The organism is Nevskia ramosa DSM 11499, from assembly GCF_000420645.1.
Lineage (GTDB): Bacteria > Pseudomonadota > Gammaproteobacteria > Nevskiales > Nevskiaceae > Nevskia > Nevskia ramosa.
Genome location: NZ_ATVI01000006.1, coordinates 689,616 through 708,563 on the forward strand (window position 1 = coordinate 689,616; position 18,948 = coordinate 708,563).

19 protein-coding genes are annotated in these 18,948 nt (G+C 65.5%); 11 read left to right on the forward strand and 8 right to left on the reverse strand.

Annotated elements, in window-relative coordinates; genetic code table 11:
• Positions 1–115: 115 nt before the first annotated feature.
• The 6 genes from G513_RS0109980 to G513_RS22415 all read left to right on the forward strand — a co-directional run bounded on the left by G513_RS0109980 (position 116) and on the right by G513_RS22415 (position 6,564).
• On the forward strand, positions 116–583 hold the full coding sequence (locus G513_RS0109980) for a Smg family protein (protein ID WP_022976700.1): 468 nt from the start codon (positions 116–118) through the stop codon (positions 581–583).
• Between the two features lie 146 nt (positions 584–729).
• Complete coding sequence (locus G513_RS22410; protein WP_022976701.1) at positions 730–3,222, forward strand: DNA topoisomerase I; 2,493 nt, start codon at positions 730–732, stop codon at positions 3,220–3,222.
• A gap of 11 nt (positions 3,223–3,233) precedes the next feature.
• A complete protein-coding gene (tsaC, locus tag G513_RS0109990; RefSeq protein ID WP_022976702.1) occupies positions 3,234–3,791 on the forward strand; it encodes an L-threonylcarbamoyladenylate synthase type 1 TsaC in 558 nt (185 codons plus the stop codon).
• Positions 3,792–3,844: 53 nt separating this feature from the next.
• Entirely contained in the window at positions 3,845–4,768 is a 924-nt protein-coding gene (hemF, locus tag G513_RS0109995; RefSeq protein ID WP_022976703.1) for an oxygen-dependent coproporphyrinogen oxidase, read from the forward strand.
• 104 nt (positions 4,769–4,872) lie between these two features.
• Positions 4,873–5,811 carry a hydrogen peroxide-inducible genes activator gene (locus G513_RS0110000; protein ID WP_022976704.1) on the forward strand — a complete coding sequence of 313 codons (939 nt, stop codon included), beginning with the start codon at positions 4,873–4,875 and terminating at the stop codon, positions 5,809–5,811.
• Positions 5,812–5,820: 9 nt separating this feature from the next.
• Positions 5,821–6,564 (forward strand): EI24 domain-containing protein, encoded by a 744-nt coding sequence (locus G513_RS22415; protein WP_022976705.1) that lies wholly within the window; start codon positions 5,821–5,823, stop codon positions 6,562–6,564.
• Here the strand turns inward: G513_RS22415 and G513_RS0110010 are convergent.
• On the reverse strand, positions 6,539–7,327 hold the full coding sequence (locus G513_RS0110010; protein ID WP_022976706.1) for a sulfite exporter TauE/SafE family protein: 789 nt from the start codon (positions 7,325–7,327) through the stop codon (positions 6,539–6,541). The two genes, G513_RS22415 and G513_RS0110010, sit on opposite strands and share 26 nt — an antisense overlap.
• Positions 7,328–7,400: 73 nt before the next feature.
• On the opposite strand from G513_RS0110010, the gene G513_RS0110015 reads away from it, so the two are divergent.
• The 4 genes from G513_RS0110015 to G513_RS0110030 all read left to right on the forward strand — a co-directional run bounded on the left by G513_RS0110015 (position 7,401) and on the right by G513_RS0110030 (position 13,143).
• Positions 7,401–9,389 carry a lytic transglycosylase domain-containing protein gene (locus G513_RS0110015; RefSeq protein WP_022976707.1) on the forward strand — a complete coding sequence of 663 codons (1,989 nt, stop codon included), beginning with the start codon at positions 7,401–7,403 and terminating at the stop codon, positions 9,387–9,389.
• Positions 9,389–10,618: a multifunctional CCA addition/repair protein gene (locus tag G513_RS0110020; protein ID WP_022976708.1), complete on the forward strand. Its 1,230-nt coding sequence runs from the start codon at positions 9,389–9,391 to the stop codon at positions 10,616–10,618. The genes G513_RS0110015 and G513_RS0110020 overlap by 1 nt, the downstream gene beginning before the upstream one ends.
• Before the next feature lie 134 nt (positions 10,619–10,752).
• A complete protein-coding gene (locus tag G513_RS0110025; RefSeq protein ID WP_022976709.1) occupies positions 10,753–12,801 on the forward strand; it encodes a M13 family metallopeptidase in 2,049 nt (682 codons plus the stop codon).
• 150 nt (positions 12,802–12,951) lie between these two features.
• Positions 12,952–13,143, forward strand: coding sequence for a hypothetical protein (locus G513_RS0110030; RefSeq protein WP_022976710.1), 192 nt, complete (start codon positions 12,952–12,954; stop codon positions 13,141–13,143).
• 7 nt (positions 13,144–13,150) lie between these two features.
• On the opposite strand, the gene G513_RS0110035 is transcribed toward G513_RS0110030, so the two are convergent.
• Positions 13,151–13,525 (reverse strand): MGMT family protein, encoded by a 375-nt coding sequence (locus G513_RS0110035; RefSeq protein ID WP_022976711.1) that lies wholly within the window; start codon positions 13,523–13,525, stop codon positions 13,151–13,153.
• Positions 13,506–13,913 (reverse strand): nuclear transport factor 2 family protein, encoded by a 408-nt coding sequence (locus G513_RS0110040; RefSeq protein ID WP_084711435.1) that lies wholly within the window; start codon positions 13,911–13,913, stop codon positions 13,506–13,508. Before G513_RS0110040 ends, G513_RS0110035 begins: the two co-directional genes overlap by 20 nt.
• A 130-nt stretch (positions 13,914–14,043) precedes the next feature.
• Here G513_RS0110040 and G513_RS0110045 point away from each other — a divergent pair, with 130 nt between their 5' ends.
• Entirely contained in the window at positions 14,044–14,655 is a 612-nt protein-coding gene (locus tag G513_RS0110045) for a hypothetical protein (RefSeq protein WP_156891525.1), read from the forward strand.
• A gap of 75 nt (positions 14,656–14,730) precedes the next feature.
• On the opposite strand, the gene G513_RS0110050 is transcribed toward G513_RS0110045, so the two are convergent.
• The 5 genes from G513_RS0110050 to G513_RS22420 form a co-directional block, all read right to left on the reverse strand.
• Positions 14,731–15,249 (reverse strand): hypothetical protein, encoded by a 519-nt coding sequence (locus G513_RS0110050; protein WP_022976714.1) that lies wholly within the window; start codon positions 15,247–15,249, stop codon positions 14,731–14,733.
• A gap of 93 nt (positions 15,250–15,342) precedes the next feature.
• Entirely contained in the window at positions 15,343–16,245 is a 903-nt protein-coding gene (locus G513_RS0110055) for a PhzF family phenazine biosynthesis protein (RefSeq protein ID WP_022976715.1), read from the reverse strand.
• Between the two features lie 102 nt (positions 16,246–16,347).
• Positions 16,348–16,890, reverse strand: coding sequence for a DNA-deoxyinosine glycosylase (locus G513_RS0110060; RefSeq protein WP_022976716.1), 543 nt, complete (start codon positions 16,888–16,890; stop codon positions 16,348–16,350).
• Positions 16,884–17,360, reverse strand: coding sequence for a hypothetical protein (locus G513_RS0110065; RefSeq protein ID WP_022976717.1), 477 nt, complete (start codon positions 17,358–17,360; stop codon positions 16,884–16,886). Before G513_RS0110065 ends, G513_RS0110060 begins: the two co-directional genes overlap by 7 nt.
• Entirely contained in the window at positions 17,360–18,937 is a 1,578-nt protein-coding gene (locus G513_RS22420; protein ID WP_022976718.1) for a hypothetical protein, read from the reverse strand. The genes G513_RS0110065 and G513_RS22420 overlap by 1 nt, the downstream gene beginning before the upstream one ends.
• Between the last annotated feature and the right edge of the window lie 11 nt (positions 18,938–18,948).

Here is an 18,948-nt window from a genome sequence, read left to right on the forward strand (position 1 = left end):
ACTCGCAACGCAGCGATCAAAGTAATTGTGAACAGACCCCTATGAGGCGCTACACTTTCCCCCGAGGCAGTCCGAAACCTGACTGCACGCGCCCGGTCTTGGCGTCAGAGCGAACATGAAAGAGACCCTGCTCGATGTACTGATGTACCTCTTCGAGAACTACCAGGATGGCGAGTTCTCCGACTCCGACAACCAGGAAACTTTGCGGGTAGAGCTGTCCGCCGCCGGTTTCCCCGATGAAGAAGTGGCGCACGCTTTCGCCTGGCTCGATGGCCTGGCGAACCAGCGCAATGCGCCAACCCTGAGAGGCCGAACCGATACCTTGCGGCTGTATGCGCCGCAGGAGCAGGAACGGCTGTCCGCCGAATGTCGTGGCTTTCTCCTTTATCTGGAGCAGCTCGGCATCCTCAACGGCGAAAGCCGCGAACTGGTCATCGAACGCCTGCTGGCTTTCGAGGACGAGATCGATCTCGAGCGGGTCAAATGGGTCTGCCTGCTGGTGCTGATCAACCAGCCCGGCTCCGAGGAAGCGGCCGTGCACCTCGAAGACATGGTCTATTACCACGGTGAGTTCCTGCACTGATCGGCAGCCCTTGTCGCCGTCCCGATGACGGCGCAAGGGCTGGCTTCAGGCAGGTGCCTGACTAGCCACTGGCAAGCTCTTTGCCGTATAAGCTGCCCCCCACGCGCCGCCGGGGCGCGGGAAACGTTGTGGGACACGCGGCAGGAATGAGCAAGAATCTGGTCATCGTCGAATCGCCCGCCAAGGCCAAGACGATCAAGAAATATCTGGGCAAGGACTACGAAGTACTCGCTTCGTACGGCCACGTGCGCGACCTGGTGCCCAAGGATGGCGCCGTCGACGTGACGCGCGGCTTCGAGATGAAGTACCAGCTGATCGACAAGAACGCGAAGCACGTCAACGCGATCATTGCCGAACTCAAGCGCTCCGATAACCTCTTTCTCGCCACCGATCCTGATCGCGAAGGCGAAGCGATTTCCTGGCACCTGCTCGAGCATCTGAAAGAGAAGGGGCTGATCAAGGACAAGCCGGTCAAGCGTGTGGTTTTCTACGAGATCACGCCGCGCGAAGTTGCCCGTGCGATCGACGAAGGCCGCGATGTTGCCCAGGATCTGGTCAACGCCCAGCAGGCGCGCCGCGCGCTCGATTACCTGGTCGGCTTCAATCTGTCGCCGCTGCTCTGGCGCAAGGTCGGCCCGGGTCTGTCGGCCGGCCGCGTGCAGAGCCCGGCGCTGCGCCTGATCTGCGAACGCGAGGAAGAGATCCGCGCATTCAAGCCGCAGGAGTACTGGACGCTCGACGCTCGCGCCGAGAAGGACGGCACCGCCTTCAACGCCCGCTTGCTGGAATTCGATGGCATCAAGGTCGAGCAGTTCTCGCTCGGCAACGAAGGCTCGGCCGAAGCCGCGCGCGCAGCGATCGAGGCGGCCGCGAAAGGTCTACTGAAAGTCGCCAAGGTCGACAAGAAACAGCGTCGCCGCACGCCTGGGCCGCCGTTCACCACGTCCACCCTGCAGCAGGACGGCAACCGCAAGCTCGGCTTCACCGCCCAGCGCACGATGCGCACGGCGCAGCAGTTGTACGAAGGTGTCGAGATCGGTGGCGAGACCGTCGGCCTGATCACGTACATGCGCACCGACGCCGTGAACCTGGCGCAGGACGCGCTGGCCGAGCTGCGCGAAGCGATCATCAAGCGCTACGGCGCCAAGTCGGCGCTGCCCGAGCCGCGTTATTTCAAGGTCAAGTCGAAGAACGCGCAGGAAGCCCATGAAGCGATCCGCCCGACTTCGTTCCTGCGCGCGCCGGAAGCGGTTGCCAAGTATCTGACCCCGGACCAGGCCAAGCTTTATGACCTGATCTGGAAGCGCACCGTCGCCTGCCAGATGGCCCCGGCCGTCTTCGATACCGTCGCCGCGGAACTGCGCGCCGGCGCCGAGCACGCGTTCAAGGCCAACGGTCAGGTGCTGATCGAACCGGGCTTCCTCGCCGCTTACGGCATTGCCGTCGACGACGAGAACGAAGCCAAGGAAGACGACGAGAAGCGCCTGCCGCCGCTGGAAGTCGGCGATGTCGTCAAGCTGCTGGAACTGCTGCCCGAGCAGCATTTCACCCAGCCGCCGCCGCGCTTCACGGAAGCCTCGCTGGTCAAGACGCTCGAGGAATACGACATCGGGCGCCCGTCGACCTATGCCTCGATCATCTCGACCCTGCAGGCGCGCGACTACGTGCGCCTGGACGGCAAGGCCTTCATGCCGACCGACGTCGGCCTGATCGTCTGCCGCTTCCTGACCGAGCACTTCACCCGCTACGTCGATTACGAATTCACCGCCAAGCTCGAAGACGATCTCGACGCGGTGTCGCGCGGCGAACAAGCCTGGGTGCCCTTGCTGGCGAAGTTCTGGGGCATCTTCAAGCCGATGGTCGACGAGAAGATGGAACTGTCGCGCTCGGAAGTTTCCGAGACGCGCAGCATCGGCATCGACCCGGCCAGCGGCAAGCCGGTCAGCGCCCGCCTCGGCCGCTACGGGCCGTACGTGCAGATCGGCGCGCGCGTCGAGGAAGGCGACACCACGTCCGAAAAGCCGCGCTACGCATCGCTGCGCGGCAACCAGCGCATCGACACGATCACGCTCGAAGAAGCGATGGAGCTGTTCAAGCTGCCGCGCAAGCTCGGCACGATGCCGAACGGCGACGAGGTGGAGGTCAACATCGGCCGCTTCGGGCCGTACGCGCGCCACGGCAAGGCCTTCGTCAGCCTCAAGAAGGACGATGACCCGTACACCATCGAACTGCCGAGAGTCATCGAGCTGATCGAGCAGAAAGCCGCCGCGCTCGACGCCGCGACGATCCGCAGTTTCGAAGGCACCGGCATCCGCATCATCAAGGGCCGCTTCGGGCCGTACATCACCGACGGCACCCGCAAGTCGCCGATCCCGCGCACCCGGGACGCCGAGAAGCTCAGCGTCTTCGAATGCGAGGCCTATCTGGCGGAAGCCGAAGCCGCGAAACCAGCGAAGAAGGGCGCCAAGAAGAAGGCGGCTGCCAAGAAAGCCGCGCCGGCCGATGGTGCTGTCGCCGCGCCGAAGAAAGCGGCCGTGAAGAAGGCCGCCAGCAAGAAGTCCGCTGCGAAGAAGACCACCAAGAAAGCGACGCGGGCGCCGTCGCTGACCAAACGGACTGTCTACGCGAAGAAGGGTTGAGCGCAGCAACGATGCTGAATACTCGCAAGATCGCGATCGCCGCCGCGCTGCTGAAGCAGGGCGGCGTCATCGTCTACCCGACCGAAGCGGTCTGGGGTGTCGGCTGTGATCCGCAGAACCACAAGGCGGTGATGCGCCTGCTGGCGATGAAAAACCGCGAGTGGCAGAAGGGCCTGATCCTGATCGCCTCTGACATCGAGCAGGTGGAGCCGTACATCGACATGCCCTCGCGCATGGCCTGGCGACGGGCGACGGCCACCTGGCCCGGCGCATCGACCTGGGTGTTCCCGGCCACCGACTACTGCCCGATGTGGATCAGCGGCGAGCGCAGCACCGTGGCCGTGAGAGTCACCGCGCATCCGCTGGCGGCGCGGCTCTGCGACGAGTTCGGCGGCGCCATCGTCTCTACCAGCGCCAACCGCGCCGGCGATCCGCCAGCCCGCAGCGCCAGCGATGCCCGCATCGCGCTGCGCAACCGTTTCGATCTGCTGGTGCCGGGCGCGCTCGGTGGGCTCGATCAGCCGACGATCATCCGTGACTCGGCGAACGGCAACATCCTGCGCCGTTGAGATTCGCGGTGGCCGCCCGCCTTTTGCACTTCGGCGGCCATTAGACTTCGCTGATGAATACCAACGAAGCCCCGCGTCCCGCCGACGTCGAAGCCTATCTCCGTGGCCTGCAGAACCGCATCTGTGCGGAGGTCGAGCGCATCGACGGGCGCGCCAGATTCCTGCACGACGCCTGGCAGCGTGACGAAGGCGGCGGTGGCGAAACCCGGGTGTTGAGCGAAGGCGCGGTGTTCGAGCGTGCCGGCGTCAACTTCTCCGATATCTACGGCACCAGACTGCCGCCGGCGGCGACGGCGGCGAGACCGGAACTGGTCGGCCGCGGTTTCCGGGCGATGGGCGTGTCGCTGGTCTTCCATCCGCTGAACCCCTACGCGCCGACGGTGCACATGAACGTGCGCTTCTTGATCGCGGAAAAAGCCGGTGAAGCGCCGGTCTGGTGGTTCGGCGGCGGCTTCGATCTGACGCCGTACTACGGCTTCATCGACGACGCCAAGCACTGGCACGAGACCGCGCGCAGCGCCTGCGAGCCATTCGGTCCCGACGTGCACACCCGGCTCAAGGCCCAGTGCGACGACTACTTCTTCATCAAGCACCGCAACGAGGCACGCGGCATCGGCGGCCTGTTCTATGACGACTGGAGCGTTGGCGGCTTCGAGGCCAGCTTCGCGCTGATGCAGAGCGTCGGCGATCATTTCATCAAGGCCTACATGCCGATCGTCGAGCGCCGCCATCCGATGCTGTACACCCAGCGCGAACGCGACTGGCAGCTGTATCGGCGCGGCCGTTATGTCGAGTTCAATCTGGTCTGGGATCGCGGCACGTCGTTTGGTCTGCAGAGCAAGGGCCGCATCGAATCAATCCTGATGTCGATGCCGCCGCTGGTCACCTGGCAGTACAACCATCAGCCGGAACCGGGCAGCCCGGAAGCGACGTTCCTCAGCGACTATCTGCCGGCGCGCGATTGGCTGAACCTATGACTGAACGTGTCGCGATAGCGAAGGTCTAGAATCGGGCCATCACTCGATGAGTGGGCGGGCATCCGAGTAGATGCCCGCAGACACCACCCAATGAAGGTCAACCCATGACGCTGACCGAACTCCGCTATCTGGTGAACCTCGACAAGGAGCGCCATTTCTCGCGCGCCGCCGAGCGTTCCTTCGTGTCGCAGCCGACACTTTCCGTGGCCCTGAAGAAGCTCGAGGACGAGCTGGGCGTGACCCTGTTCGAGCGGATTCGCGGCGAAGCCAAGCCGACGCCGGTCGGCGCGCGGATCATCGAGCAGGCCCGCCATGTGCTCGCCGAAGCGCGGCGGGTCGAGGACATCGCTCGCGAAGGCAAGGACGAGCTGGTTGGTAGCTTGCGGCTCGGGGCGATCTACACCGTCGGCCCCTACGTGCTGCCATCGCTGGTGCCGATGATGCGCGAGACCGCGCCGCTGATGCCGCTGATGATCGAGGAGAACTTCACCGGCGTGCTGCTCGAACAGCTGCGCGACAACGAGCTCGACGTGGCGCTGCTGGCGTTGCCGATCGACCTGCAGGGCCTGTCGGCCTGGCCGATCTACGACGAGGATTTCGTGGTGATGCTGTCGCCAGGTCATCGCTGGGCGGCGCTGCCGAGCATCCCGGCGAAGAAGCTGGCCGAGGAACATCTGCTGCTGCTCGGGCCCGGCCATTGTTTCCGCGAGCAGGTAATCGCTGCCTGCCCGAAATGCGTCGACTCCGAAGGCGACGGCCCGCGGCCGGTCACCGGTTCATCGATCGAAACGATCCGCTACATGGTCGGCTCGGGGCTGGGCATCACGGTGATGCCGAACGCAGCGATCGCCAACCGGCCGGCCGAGCCGAATCCGCTGCCGACCGTGCCGTTCGCAGCACCATCGCCGGCGCGGAAAGTCGGCATGGTCTGGCGGCGCAGCTTCCCGCGCCTGGCGGCGATCCGCGCACTGCGCGAGGGCATCCTGGCCTGCGGCATCAACGGCGTGCGCCTGCTGCCGGATGCGGCCCCCCAACATCCCTGAGGTGATTGCGTGATCGAAGCGCTCGTCGAAGCCACCCGTAGCCAGTTCCAGGGCCGCATGCTCGGCCTGGTGCTGTGGCCACTGCTCGGTTCGCTGCTGCTGTGGACGGTACTGCTGGTGGTGTTCTGGTCGCAGGGCATGGGTGCCTTGCGGGCCTTGACCGAGTACCAGCCGGTCGATGCCTTCCTGAACGACTGGGGACTGTCCTGGCTGGTCGGCGCGCTGACCCTGATCGTCAGCTTCTTTTTCCTGCCGACCCTGGTCGCAGCGACGGCGATCTTCATCACCTCGGTATTCGCGATGCCGATGATGGTCGACCACATCGCCGCCCGCGACTATCCGCAGCTGGTGCGAGCCAAGGGCGGCACCACCAGCGGCAGCATCCTGAACAGCCTCGGCGCGCTGCTGGTCTATCTGCTGCTGTGGATCCTGGTGCTGCCGCTGTGGCTGATCCTGCCGTTCGCGTTCGTGATTCCGGTGGCGCTGGCCGGCTATCTCAACGATCGCGTGTTCCGCTATGACGCGCTCGCCGAACACGCGACGCGCGAGGAGTACGAGGAAATCCTGCGCCGCCACGGCTCACCGCTGTTCGGCCTCGGCGTGGTCGCCGCACTCGTGCAGCTGATTCCGTTCGTCAACCTGATCTCGCCGGTCTATTCCGGCCTGAGCTTCATCCACTTCGCACTCGCCGAACTGCAGAAGCTGCGCGCCGAGCGGCCGCTCGGCCTCAGGCCAGCAGCATCCGCAAGCTGATGCCGATCAGGAAGATCGCGAACGCCCGCTTCAGCAGCTTCGGCGGCAGGCCATGCGCCAGCCGGGCACCGAGCGGCGCGGTGAACACGCTCATCACCGCGATGCCGGCGAACGCAGCGAGATCGACATAGCCCAGGCTCCACGGCGCACGGCCCGGCACGCCGAGGCCGTTGATCACGAAGCCGACGGCGCCGGCCCAGGCGATCGGAATGCCGCAGGCGGCCGAGGTGCCGACGGCGCGGCGCATGTCGATATTGCAGGCATTGAGATACGGCACGGTCAGCGAACCGCCGCCGATGCCGATCAGCGCCGACAATCCGCCGATCAGGGTGCCGACGATGCCGAGGCCGAGCGCACCGGGCGTGCTGCGCGTCGCTTTCGGCGTGGCATCGATCAGCATCTGGATCGCGATCAACATGGCGCCGATGCCGACGCAGCGCTTCAGCACTTCGCTGCTGACCAGGTGCGCCACCGTGGCGCCGAGCAGGCTGCCGACGACGATGCCCGGCGCCAGCTTCCAGAACACCGGCCAGATCACGCCGCCGCGGGCGTGGTGGGCGCGGGTCGAAGAAATGCCGGTCAGGCCGATGACGGCCAGCGAGGTGCCGATCGCCGAATGCATGACGATGGCGTCGGCAGCACCGAGTGTGGGCAGCAGAAAGGCCAGCGCCGGCACCACGATCAGGCCGCCGCCGACGCCAAACAGTCCGGCAAGCAGGCCCGATACGGCGCCGGTCAGCAGGAATATCAGCAGGGTTTCCATCGTCTGGCGGCTTACAATTGAACGGCCGCAAAGGCTACACGAACCCGTCAGGCGATCTGAGGGTCAGAGTTCCATGATGACCCTACGCTCCAACCCGTCTCTCGCTTCTCTAGCCCTGGCATTTGCCGGCCTCTTCGCGCTGTCGGCCATCGCAGACGATGACTCCCTGGCCATCGCGCGCAGCGAATTCAGCGGCGCTTTCGTCGCTGCCGAAGCCGGTTCCTTCAATGGCGAAGACAGCGATCGCCTGCGCGCCTATCCGCTCTATCCCTACCTCACGGCTGCGCGGCTGAAGGCGCGGCTGGCCCAAGCCAAGCCGGAGGACGATCGCGGTGCCGATGACGCGGTCGCCGCTTTCATCACGGCTCAGGGCGGAACCCTGGCCGCCAACGATCTGCGCCGCGCCTGGCTGACCAGCCTGGCAGCACGCAAGCGCTGGGATCGCTATCTCGCAGCGCTGCCGGCGCCGCTGGCGACCAGTGACACGACTTTCCGCTGCCTGCAGTTCGCGGCGCGAATCGCGCTGAACCAGACCGCCAGCCTGGCGCCGGCGGTGATCCAGCAATGGCAGGTGGCCGACAAATCGCTGCCGGCCTGCGATGCAGCGTTCACCTGGGCGCGCGATCAGAACCTGCTGACGCCGGCGCTGATCGAGGCGCGGGCGCGGCTGGTGGTCAGCAACGGCTACGGCGCGCTGGCGAAAACCATCGCAGCGCCGCTGACGGCGGAAGCCAGCGCGCCGATCAAGCAATGGGCAGCGCTGATCGACCAGCCGCAGCGCGAACTCGATGCACTGATTGCCGATCCGTCGCGGGCGGTGGAACTGGCCGCGCTGCAGGATGGCTGGCAGCGCCTGGCCCGCAAGGATCCGGACGCCGCTGCCGCACGCTTCGCCGCACTGCGTGGCGCACGCGCACTCGATGACACCGCGGCCAGCCCTTTTGCACGCTCGCTGGCGCTGGGCATGGCCTGGAGCCGCAAGCCGGAAACGCTGGGCTATTTCGCCCAGGTGCTGCCGGCCGACAACGACAGCCTGTCCGCCGAATGGTGGGCGCGCGCCGCACTCTGGGCTGGCGACTGGCAGCAGGCGGCGAAAGCGATCTCGGCGATGTCCGAAAGCCAGCGCAACGAACAGCGCTGGCGTTACTGGGCCGCGCGGGCTGCCGCTGCCGGCGGTGATCAAGCGGCGAACGATCTGCTCACTTCGCTGGCACAGGAAGACGGCTGGTATCCGGCGCTCGCCGCCGCGCAGTCCGGTATTGCCTACGCGCCACATCCGCAGCCCTTGGCGGCCGATCCGGCCATCGTCGCGAAGCTCGACAGCCAGGCCGGCTTCGTCCGGGCCCGCGAACTGTTCCTGTCGTCGCTGCGCAATCAGGCGGCCGCCGAGTTCTGGGCGGCGTTCGAGCCACTCGATGAAGCCGCACGCTTCCAGGCTATCCATCTGGCGATGGGCTGGGGCTGGTACGAGCAGGGTGTGGCCGCCGCCAGCCGGATGAAGCTGTTCACCGATTACGCGCTGCTCTATCCGCGGCCTTATGAATCGCCGGTGAAGACCGGCGCGGCACTGTCCGGCCTGCCGGACAACCTGATCTACGGCGTGCTGCGTCAGGAAAGCCTGTATCGGGCCGATGCGGTATCGAGCGCCAACGCCTACGGCCTGCTGCAGATGCTGCCGGAAACCGCGACCCGCACCGCGCGCAAGTGGCAGCGCCCGTTGCCGACGCACGCGGCGCTGTTCGATCCCGAGGTCAATGTGCCGCTCGGTGCGGCGCATCTGCGCGATCTGGTCGATCGCTTCGTCGGCCAGCTGCCGGTGGCGATCGCCGGCTACAACGCCGGCCCGAACGCGGCGGCGCGCTGGCTGCCGGCGACGCCGATGTCGGCGGATATCTGGATCGAGAACATTCCGTACAACGAAACCCGCACCTATGTGCAGCGCGTGCTCTGGCATTCGATGGTCTTCGGCTGGCGCCAGCAGGGCAAGCCGCAAGCATTGTCGAACTGGCTGAAGCCCGTCGCGCTGGCGCCGGTGCCGGCAGGCCTCGAAGAAATTCCATGATGCGACGTTATCTGGTCGGCGGCGCGGTACGCGACCGGCTGCTGAGGCGCCCGGTCGCCGAGCGCGATTGGGTGGTTACTGGCGCAACGCCGGAGGAAATGATCGCGCTCGGCTACCGGCCGGTCGGCAAGGATTTCCCGGTGTTCCTGCATCCCCAGACCCAGGAAGAACACGCGCTGGCGCGCACCGAGCGGAAGAACGGTCGCGGCTATCGTGGCTTCACCATCCACACCGATCCCGGCGTGACCCTGGAAGACGATCTGATCCGCCGCGATCTCACCGTCAATGCGATGGCCGAGGACGACGACGGTACGCTGATCGATCCCCACGGCGGCCGTGTCGATCTCGAAGCGCGCGTGCTGCGCCATGTCTCTGCGGCTTTCGCCGAGGACCCGGTGCGGGTGCTGCGCATTGCCCGCTTTCATTCGCGCTACGCCAGCCTCGGCTTCCGCATTGCCGATGAAACGATGGCGCTGATGCGGCAGATGGTCGACAGCGGTGAAGTCGATCACCTGACCGCGGAACGGGTCTGGAAGGAAACCGAGCGGGCATTGATGCAGCCGCAACCGTCGATCTACTTCACGACCCTGCGCGAGTGCGGCGCACTGAAGCGCCTGATGCCGGAAGTCGATGCCCTGTTCGGCGTGCCGCAGCCGCCGAAGCATCATCCGGAGATCGATACCGGCGTACACACGATGCTGACCATCGATCACGCCGCGAGCATCGAAGCGCCGCTGACGGTGCGTGTCGCCGCGCTCTGCCACGACTTCGGCAAGGCGCTGACGCCGGAACATCTGCTGCCCAGCCACTACGGCCACGAGCAGAGCGGCGTACCGCTGGTCGAAGCCTTCTGCACGCGGCTCAAGGTGCCGAACGATTGCCGCGAGCTGGCGCTGCAGGTCTGCCGCGAGCATCTCTTGGTCCATCAGGCCCGCGAGCTGACGCCGGGCACCTTGATGCAGCTGCTGGAACGGCTCGACGCCCTGCGCCGGCCGCAGCGCTTCGAGGAATTCCTGACCGCCTGCGACTGCGATGCCCGCGGCCGCACCGGGCTGGAGAACCGCGACTATCCGCAGCCGAACTATCTGCGCGCCGCGCGTCGGCGCATTGCGCTGGTGGAACCGGCATCGGTCACCGCCGATGGCTACCTCGGTGCCGCGATCGGTGTCGAACTGCGCAACCGCCGGCTCAAGGTGCTGAAGGAGCTGCGCGAGACACCAGCGGCCTGACTCTGCTTTGGAACCGATCGGCGATTGGTTCCAACCTTTTCGTCTCCGGCGTAGTCTGAGGAAATCAGGCTGCGTCCTTCTATGACAGCAGCCGTCTCCATTCCAAGAGGTCCATCCCTTTGAATCGCATTCTCATGATCGCGGCGGGCGCCGCACTGCTGTATGGCTGCGGCAAGTCCGCCGACGCTCCGAAGACCGAAGCCGCGGCACCTGCGGCCGTTGCGGCACCGACCTCCGGCATCAATCCGGCGACCATGGATACCGCCGTCCGTGCCGAGGACGACACTTACCGGCACATGAACGGCAAGTGGCTGGACAGCTTCGAGATTCCGGCTGACAAGGCGCGCTATGGCTCGTTCACCAAGCTGGCCGATGACGCCGAACAACAGCTGCGCGAGCTGATCGAAGCCTCCGCCGCCAATGCCGAAGCGAAGCCGAACACCGAACCGCAGCAGATCGGCGATCTGTACAAGAGCTTCATGGACGAAGCCGGCGTTGAAGCGGCCGGCCTGAAAGCCATCGATAGCAGCCTGTCGACGATTGACGCGATGGCCGACAAGAGCGGCATCCCGGGCCTGATGGCTGGCTTGTCGACCACCGGCGTCGGCACCCCGTTCGTCCCGTTCGTGCATCAGGACAACAAGGATTCGACCAAGTACGTCGTCGATCTCTACCAGTACGGCCTCGGCCTGCCGGATCGTGACTACTACCTGAAGGACACCGACAAGTACCGCGAATCGCGCACCGGTTACGTCGCCCACATCGAGAAGATGCTGACGCTGGCGGGCGACAAGGACGCGGCCAAGAAAGCCAAGGCGGTCTTCGCGCTGGAAACCGCACTGGCCAAGGAGCAGTGGGACAAGGTCGCCAATCGCGATCCGGTGAAGACCTACAACAAGGTCGAGCTGAGCAAGCTCGACGCGCTGGCGCCAGGCTTCGACTTCAAGGCCTGGTTCACCGGTGCCGGCATGGCCGGCAAGCTCGATTACGTGATCGTCAGCCAGCCGACCTACATCACCGGCTTCGCCAAGCTGCTGCAGAGCCAGCCGCTCGACGCCTGGAAGGCCTATTTCAAGTGGAAGGTGATCGCCGAGTTCGCGCCGTATCTGCCCAAGGCTTTCGTCGACGAGAACTTCGCGTTCTACGGCACGGCGCTGCGCGGCATTCCGGAAAATCGTCCGCGCTGGAAGCGCGGCGTGGAACTGGTTGAGACCTCGATCGGCGAATCGCTCGGCAAGCTCTATGTCGAGAAGCACTTCCCGCCGGCCAACAAGGCGCGCATGGAAGCGCTGGTCAAGAATCTGCTGGAAGCCTACAAGCAGTCGATCGACACGCTCGACTGGATGAGCCCGGAAACCAAGAAGGAAGCCCAGGCCAAGCTCGCCAAGTTCGCGCCGAAGATCGGCTATCCGAACAAGTGGAAGGACTACTCGAAGCTGGTGATCAGCGGCAACGATCTGCTCGGCAACGTCGCCCGCGCCAACGCCTACGCCTACCAGTTCGAACTGGCCAAGCTCGGCACGCCGATCGACCGCGAGGAGTGGGGCATGACGCCGCAGACGGTCAATGCGTACTACAACCCGGAGAAGAACGAGATCGTCTTCCCGGCGGCGATCCTGCAGCCGCCGTTCTTCAATGCCGCCGCTGACGACGCCGTGAACTACGGTGGCATCGGCGCGGTGATCGGTCACGAGATCAGCCATGGCTTCGACGACCAGGGCGCGCAGTACGACGGCGACGGCAACCTGCGCCAGTGGTTCAGCGAAGCCGACCTGAAGAACTTCAAGGCCAAGACCGCCGCCCTGGTTGCCCAGTACGCGGCCTTCGAGCCGGTGAAGGGCTATCACGTCAACGGCGAGCTGACCCTGGGCGAAAACGTTGCCGACAACTCCGGCCTGACCATCGCCTACAAGGCCTACAAGATCAGCCTCGGCGGCAAGCCGGCGCCGGAGATCGACGGCCTGAGCGGCGAGCAGCGCTTCTACCTCGGCTGGGCTCAGGTCTGGCAGGGCAAGGACCGCGAAGCCGAAGCGATTCGCCGCCTGACCGTCGATCCGCATTCGCCGCCGTCGGTACGCGGCAACGCCACCCTGGTCAATCAGGCCGGCTTCTACGACGCTTTCAGCGTCAAGGAAGGCGACAAGATGTATGTCGCCCCGGAGAAGCGAGTCAGCATCTGGTAAGCCATCGCGACATGCTTGTGCGATGAATGAAGGCCGGTGGCGACACCGGCCTTTTTCGTGGCCGCTTGCTAGGGCCTCGCTCGACGCCGATGATCAAGTCAGGCCCGGCGCAAGACCGGGCCGAAGATTGGCTCACGCGAGGAGAAGCCGATGAACCACGTATCGCCGCAGGACTGGGCCGCGCTGGCACGGATCGAACAGGGTCAATGCGCGCTTGAAGCCGAGGCTGCGCAACGTCTGCGCCAATGCGGCCTGATCGAAGCCAAGGCCGAGGATCGCTACACGCTGACGCCGCAGGGCTGGCATGCGCTGCGCCAGCATCGGCGGCTCGATCCGGACTGACCACTTTTCATGGGTCGATCAGCGGGCTGTCGCCGCCCGCCTGCCAGCCATAGCGGCGCAGGCTGACCCTGTCGTTCTCGAAGCGCACGCCCTCGGCGCCTAGCCGGCGCTTCTGCTCGCGATGTTCCTCGCTGAACTTCGGCAGCGAGATCTGGCCCGCCGCATTGATCACCCGATGCCAAGGCGTGGCGGCACCAGCTTCGAGCATGCCACCCAGCACCCGGCCGACCAGCCGCGCGCGCCCCGGATAACCGGCGATCCAGGCGATCTGGCCATAGGTGGAGACCCGGCCGGCCGGGATGCGGGCGATCGTTGCCAGGATCGCGATCCTGGCGGCATCGGCGTCGACCGGCGCCGATGGTTCAGTCGACCGGCGCGCCATACAGAGCCGTGCCGCAGGCCACGCAGGCCTGGTCGTCGAAGTCGAAGATTTCCGCTGCCAGCAGACGCTGTCCACCCAGCGAAGCGACGTAGCGGATCAGCAAGGTGCCGGCATCCGGATCCCAGTGCGCGGCTTCGAAGCTGAACTGCAGGCTGGGAATCGTGGCCAGCGCGGCCTGCCAATAAGCGCGCAGCGCCGGCTTGCCGCGAACAGTGCCGTGGCCAGTGATGGTCGCTGCCTTCGGGCTGCGGAAGCGGCAGTCATCGGCGAACAGCCGTAGCACGGCTTCGATATCGCGCGCGTTCCAGGCGGCGATCCAATTCAGCGCCCAACGCTGGGCGGAGGCGTGATCGGTCGGCATCATGGTCATCGCGCTGTCTCCGGACATCGAGGAGAATTATCCTTGTGAACACCCGTTCAGGACGGGTTCAGAGTGCCGACGGCATTCTGCGCAGGTCGAATCGAGCCCAGCAAGGCAGGGTCGACCTCTCTAAAACTTGATCTGTCTGGAGCACCTGATGAACCGCAACCTGATTCCCGCCGTGATCGTCGCCACCCTGATCGCTGCCGCTGGCCCGTCGTTCGCCCTCGGCGTCAATGCGGGTGCCGGCCTCGGCGTCAACGCCGGCGGGCTGCACACCAATGTCGATGCGGATGCCAAGGCCAAGCTCGATGCCGAAGCCGCTGCTGCCGCGAAAGCGAAGGCTGAGGCCCAGAGCGATGCCAAGTCGGCCGTCGATGCCCGCGTCAGCACCGGCGCCGAAGTCGGTTCCGATCCGAAGGCTGATGCCAACGCCGGACTCGGCCTGGGTCTCGGCCTCGGCAAGGCCGTCAAGGGCACGGCAGGTGCAGTGGGCGGCACGGTGAAGGGTGTTGCCGGCGCCACCGGTGACGCCGCGAAGGGTGCCGCTCAGACCACCGGCAAGGCCGTGAAGGGCACCGCCGAAGCGACCAAGAACACCGCGAAGGCCGGTGTCGGTGTCGCCAAGGACGCTGCAGTCGGCACCAAGAACGCGGTCGGCGGCGCAGCGTCGGCCACCGGCACTGCGGTGAAGAACGGCGCCAATGCGGCGGCCGGTGCGGCGAATGTCGACGTCAACGTCAAGGCCGGTGCCAGCGCCGGTCAGTAAGCACTAGGGCAACGAAAAGCGGCCGGTCACTCGCGTGACCGGCCGCTTTTCGTTGCACCGCCGGAAGGCGGCGACTTAGCCCTGATGCAGCTGCGCGTAGATCTCTGCACGCAGCGGGCCGGACGCCCACTTCACCAGCACGGCCGGGCAGGCTTCGGCTGGTGCGAAGCCGGCGGCGATGCGGAACAGATCGGCGGTGATCCGCTCGATCGCCGCGTGATAGCTCTTGAACAGCGGGCTGCCGTCGGCATGCATGGTCTTCAGCGACGCCAGCAGCACCGACACCGGCACATACGGCGCGATGCGATCGAGGAGGCGTTCGAGCAGCGCCAGATCCTTGTCCTTCGGGCCTTCGTCCATGATCACGCTGACCAGCTTCGGATTGCCGCCAGTGCGGTCGGCCGACAGCTTTCGCAGCTTCGGATCACGCGCGTAGTACGCCGCCGAAGCCAGGATGATGAACAGCTCGTCGTAGGAATCTTCGGTGAAGTTGACGTCGTCCGGAATCAGGCCTTTCAGCGCGGGCTTGAAGGCCGCGAGCAAGCCGTGGAACTGCTCGTCCAGCCGCGCAAGGCGGCGGAATGATTCGCTCATCGATGCATCTCCGTGAATTCGTGAAGGCCGGCCGGCGCCTGGAGCCTGTTGATAACGCTGAATGAAGTATAGCGGCGCGGTCCGCCGTACCGGTTACAGCGGCAAGGTGCCGGACAGCACCGTCACCGCATGGCCCCCGACTCGCACAGCAATCACCGCGCCAGCCTGCTTGTCGGCCTCGATCTGCAGCACGCTCGGCCGGTTCATTTCCAACCCTTGATGAATGGTCCAGGCCAAGCAGCCATCGGCCTCCGGTGCGTCCATCGCCAGCCGACCGGCGAGCGCCACGGCGGCCGAGCCGGTGGCTGGATCTTCCTGAACCCCGGCACCGGGCGCGAACATGCGGGCGCGCAACTCGCCTTCGTAACCGCGTGCATAGACGTAGACCTGATGCGCCCAGCCGCCAGCCAGATGCTGACGCCAGCACGGGAGATCGAAGCTGATGCCGGCCATCAATTCCGGCGAGCGCAGCGGCACCAGCACATACGGCACGCCGCAGCTGATCAGCGCGGCAGCTTGCTCGGCGTAGCCGATGTCCTGTTCTTCGAGCCCGAGCATCGTCGCCAATGCCGCGGCCGACGGCGCATCAGGTCCGCGCTGCGGCAGCACCGCCGTAGTCAGCTCGCCGTAAGGCGCGCGGCCGGCGTCACGGCGCACCCGCACCGGCACCAGGCCGACGTTCTCCTCGAGCACGAAGCGCACATCGTCACCCTGCGGCGCCAGACCAAGTTCAGCGAGCAGGCAAGCCGTGCCGACCGTGGGATGGCCAGCAAATGGCATCTCGATTTGCGGCGTGAAGATGCGCACCTTGAAGTCGGCACCGGGCGCCGTCGGCTTCAGCACGAACACGGTTTCCGACAGATTGAATTCACGGGCGATGGTCTGCATCTGCCGCGTGTTCAGACCGTCGGCAGCCAGCACGACAGCCAGCGGATTGCCGCCGTAGCGCTGCTCGGTGAAGACGTCGAGGGTGTGGAACTGGAGGTGGGAACTCATGGCGATCGAAGAGACAGGTGAATGCGCGGACGAAACCTTAGCGCGATCCCGTGACTCGGCGCAGGCCACCGCAGTTCTACGTGGAACTGCACAGCGACGGGCCTACTCCAGCAACGCGGCCCAGGCAGCGCGCTTCGCTGCCGCGCTGACGCTGGCATTGGCCGGGCTGGTTGAAGGCAAGGCGATCAGCTTGATGGCCGACAGGCGCTCGCCGAGCATCGGCAGCACATGGCGACGGAAGGCATCACGCGCCGTGCCGCCGTTCAGTGCGATCACTTTCAGCTGCGGATGGCGATCAAGGAAGCCGGCGATATCGTTGGCCTGCTCGCTGCCGCGAACGATGCTGGAATCGAGACTGCCAGGCCGCTCGCAAGCGCGCAGCACGTCCCATAGCGCGATGCCCTGCGCCTGCAGGCCGGCGATGCGCTCGGCGTAGGCAGCACTCGCCGGCACGCCGAACAGTGTCTCCATCATCGGCCAGAACTGGTTGCGCGGATGGCCGTAGTACTGCTGCGCGCGCAGTGACGCGATGCCCGGCATCGAGCCGAGAATCAGCAGCCGCGCACCGGGCGGTTCCAGCGGCGCGAAGCTTTCGACAAGGGCGCCGCAAGGTACGAAAGCTGACTCCTGCCGCGCTTTCAGCATCCGCAGTAACCCACCAACGGCAGGATTGCGCGGCCCTTCGGGGTCTGGACGGACAACTGGCCTTTGAAGCGGCTGAGTTCGCAAAATTCCTGCTTCCGTGGGCAGACCCAGGTGCTGATCATCGAACCTCGTGCCGACACGGTCGGCGAACTTAGCTTGATGTCGGATTTTTCTCCGATGCGCTTCGCGTAGAACGATGACGTCTCGACCTTCAGGCGGACAACCTCACCATTCACGAACATCGTTGCGGGTTCTTCGAGCTCCCACTGCAGCAGATAATCAATGCCTTCCGCCTGTTTGGGTGAACGAAATGCGCAACCGCAACCGCTGGCGACTTCGGACTCCAAGAGAGTGCCGAAACTGACTGGCCCTAGCTTGTATAGGGTCCGGCCGCTGTTATCGCTTCTCGCAGGCGCGCAGCCCAGCGCGAGGGTGAACAGCAGCGCTACTGGCTTCGAGTAGGGGTTCATCACATGAAGCCGCCCCCGATGATGCGACCCTGTTCATCGAGCTTCGGAAAGAATCGGCTGCGATCGCTGCGGAATTCGCGCGTGGTGATCATGCCCGGGCGCACCAGCAGCACGTCCGGATAGCGGGCGGCGAAGGCATCGAGTGTCGGCCGTGTGGCGATGAAGGCTTCGAAGTCGGCGAGGTCGTTGATGTCGGCGCCAGCAGCACCAGCGATCACGACATCAGGCTCGTCGGCCACCAGCATCGCCGGCGTGCGCGGCTGGGAGATCAGCTGGAAGAACTGCTGCCATTGCTCGGGCGAACCGGCGACGTCGCCGCCGTTCGCGCGAATGTAGTTGCCCACCAGCGCCTCGCCCCAGCTGTAGTTGATGATGTAGGCGCGGTACTTGTCGATGAACTTCAGCCGCTGCGCGGCGCGCTCCGGCGAGTACAGCAGGAAGCGCTGCATCCACTGCGAGGTGTCTGCGGCCGTGACCTGGCCATCGAGATAGCGGCGCGCCGCTTCGATGCCGGCCGGCACCAGTTCTCGCGCGGCGTTGACGATCTCCAGATAGCGCGTCGCATCCTTCGGATTCAGCCCGGCGGCCGTGAAAAGTTCTTTCGTGAAGGCCAGCCGTTGCTTGCCGAGGAAAGCCAGGCCCACGCCGTAATCCGCCGTGCCTTCGGCGATCAGCGATTGCGGCGAGAACAGCGCGTAGACCGTGTATTCCGGCCACTGCTGGCCGATGACCAGGCCGCTTTCGAGCAGCGTGTTGTAGACGTGATGGCCCGGATAGCCTTCATGCGAGGCCAGCTCGATGATCCGCGATACCGGAATCGGCAGATCGGTATTGACCTCGATGCGGCTCGTCAGCCCGCCTTGATACCAGTTGTAGGCGCTCCAGGCCTTGTCCTTGACCAGGCTCAGCTCGAAGCGCTCGCCAGTTGGCAGCGGCAGATGCTTCGCGGCGCGCGCACGCGCTTCGTTGATCGCCAGTGTCATCACCGCCTGCAGCTTGGCCGGCGGCACGGCGTAACGCTCGATGTAGCGGTTGTAGCGCGCGGCCAGCGTTCGCTGCGCATCGCCAGCCTGGCGCGGCAGCAGCTTTTCGATGCGCGCCAGCACCGGCGCGAAATCCGCTTCGATGTAGTAGGGCGCTGCTGTGTCGTATAGCGCGCGAGCTTCGTCGTCGAAGCTGAACTTCTCGCCCTGCACGATCTGCGCGCGGGCAACGAGTGCGGCGAGCTGTTTCTTCAGGTACTCGCGGCGTTGGCTAAGCAACTCCTGCTGCGTCTGCGACTGCGGAGCGGCATCGACCTGCAGCAGCAGCGCCTGCGCTTCGGCTTCGATCTGGGCCGGTGCGAGTGCTGCGCGCTTGACCTCATCGCGCACCGCGGTCGGGCCGTAATAAGCATCGACGGTGTCGGGGTCGTGCTCGCCAAGCGCGAGCACCAGGCGCACATAGGCGTGGCCGATCTGGTTCATGTTCAGTGCGGGCACGGCAGCTTCCTGGGCACCTTCATCGGCCGCATCCGCAGCCTGCACGGAACAGGTCATCAACAGCAGGCAGAGCAGTCGGCACAGGGAAAAACGCATCGGATGGAAAT

Bases quoted from the DNA above. Each gene is read 5' to 3' on its own strand.
- G513_RS0109980 (WP_022976700.1), top strand. From the start codon at position 116: ATGAAAGAGACCCTGCTCGATGTACTGATGTACCTCTTCGAGAACTAC.
- G513_RS0110050 (WP_022976714.1), bottom strand. From the start codon at position 15,249: ATGAGCGAATCATTCCGCCGCCTTGCGCGGCTGGACGAGCAGTTCCAC.
- G513_RS0110030 (WP_022976710.1), top strand. From the start codon at position 12,952: ATGAACCACGTATCGCCGCAGGACTGGGCCGCGCTGGCACGGATCGAA.
- G513_RS0110055 (WP_022976715.1), bottom strand. From the start codon at position 16,245: ATGAGTTCCCACCTCCAGTTCCACACCCTCGACGTCTTCACCGAGCAG.
- G513_RS0110045 (WP_156891525.1), top strand. From the start codon at position 14,044: ATGAACCGCAACCTGATTCCCGCCGTGATCGTCGCCACCCTGATCGCT.
- tsaC (WP_022976702.1), top strand. From the start codon at position 3,234: ATGCTGAATACTCGCAAGATCGCGATCGCCGCCGCGCTGCTGAAGCAG.
- G513_RS0110010 (WP_022976706.1), bottom strand. From the start codon at position 7,327: ATGGAAACCCTGCTGATATTCCTGCTGACCGGCGCCGTATCGGGCCTG.
- G513_RS22420 (WP_022976718.1), bottom strand. From the start codon at position 18,937: ATGCGTTTTTCCCTGTGCCGACTGCTCTGCCTGCTGTTGATGACCTGT.
- G513_RS0110065 (WP_022976717.1), bottom strand. From the start codon at position 17,360: ATGAACCCCTACTCGAAGCCAGTAGCGCTGCTGTTCACCCTCGCGCTG.
- G513_RS0110020 (WP_022976708.1), top strand. From the start codon at position 9,389: ATGCGACGTTATCTGGTCGGCGGCGCGGTACGCGACCGGCTGCTGAGG.
- G513_RS0110015 (WP_022976707.1), top strand. From the start codon at position 7,401: ATGATGACCCTACGCTCCAACCCGTCTCTCGCTTCTCTAGCCCTGGCA.
- G513_RS0110025 (WP_022976709.1), top strand. From the start codon at position 10,753: ATGATCGCGGCGGGCGCCGCACTGCTGTATGGCTGCGGCAAGTCCGCC.
- G513_RS22410 (WP_022976701.1), top strand. From the start codon at position 730: ATGAGCAAGAATCTGGTCATCGTCGAATCGCCCGCCAAGGCCAAGACG.
- G513_RS0110060 (WP_022976716.1), bottom strand. From the start codon at position 16,890: ATGCTGAAAGCGCGGCAGGAGTCAGCTTTCGTACCTTGCGGCGCCCTT.
- G513_RS0110040 (WP_084711435.1), bottom strand. From the start codon at position 13,913: ATGTCCGGAGACAGCGCGATGACCATGATGCCGACCGATCACGCCTCC.
- G513_RS0110000 (WP_022976704.1), top strand. From the start codon at position 4,873: ATGACGCTGACCGAACTCCGCTATCTGGTGAACCTCGACAAGGAGCGC.
- hemF (WP_022976703.1), top strand. From the start codon at position 3,845: ATGAATACCAACGAAGCCCCGCGTCCCGCCGACGTCGAAGCCTATCTC.
- G513_RS0110035 (WP_022976711.1), bottom strand. From the start codon at position 13,525: ATGGCGCGCCGGTCGACTGAACCATCGGCGCCGGTCGACGCCGATGCC.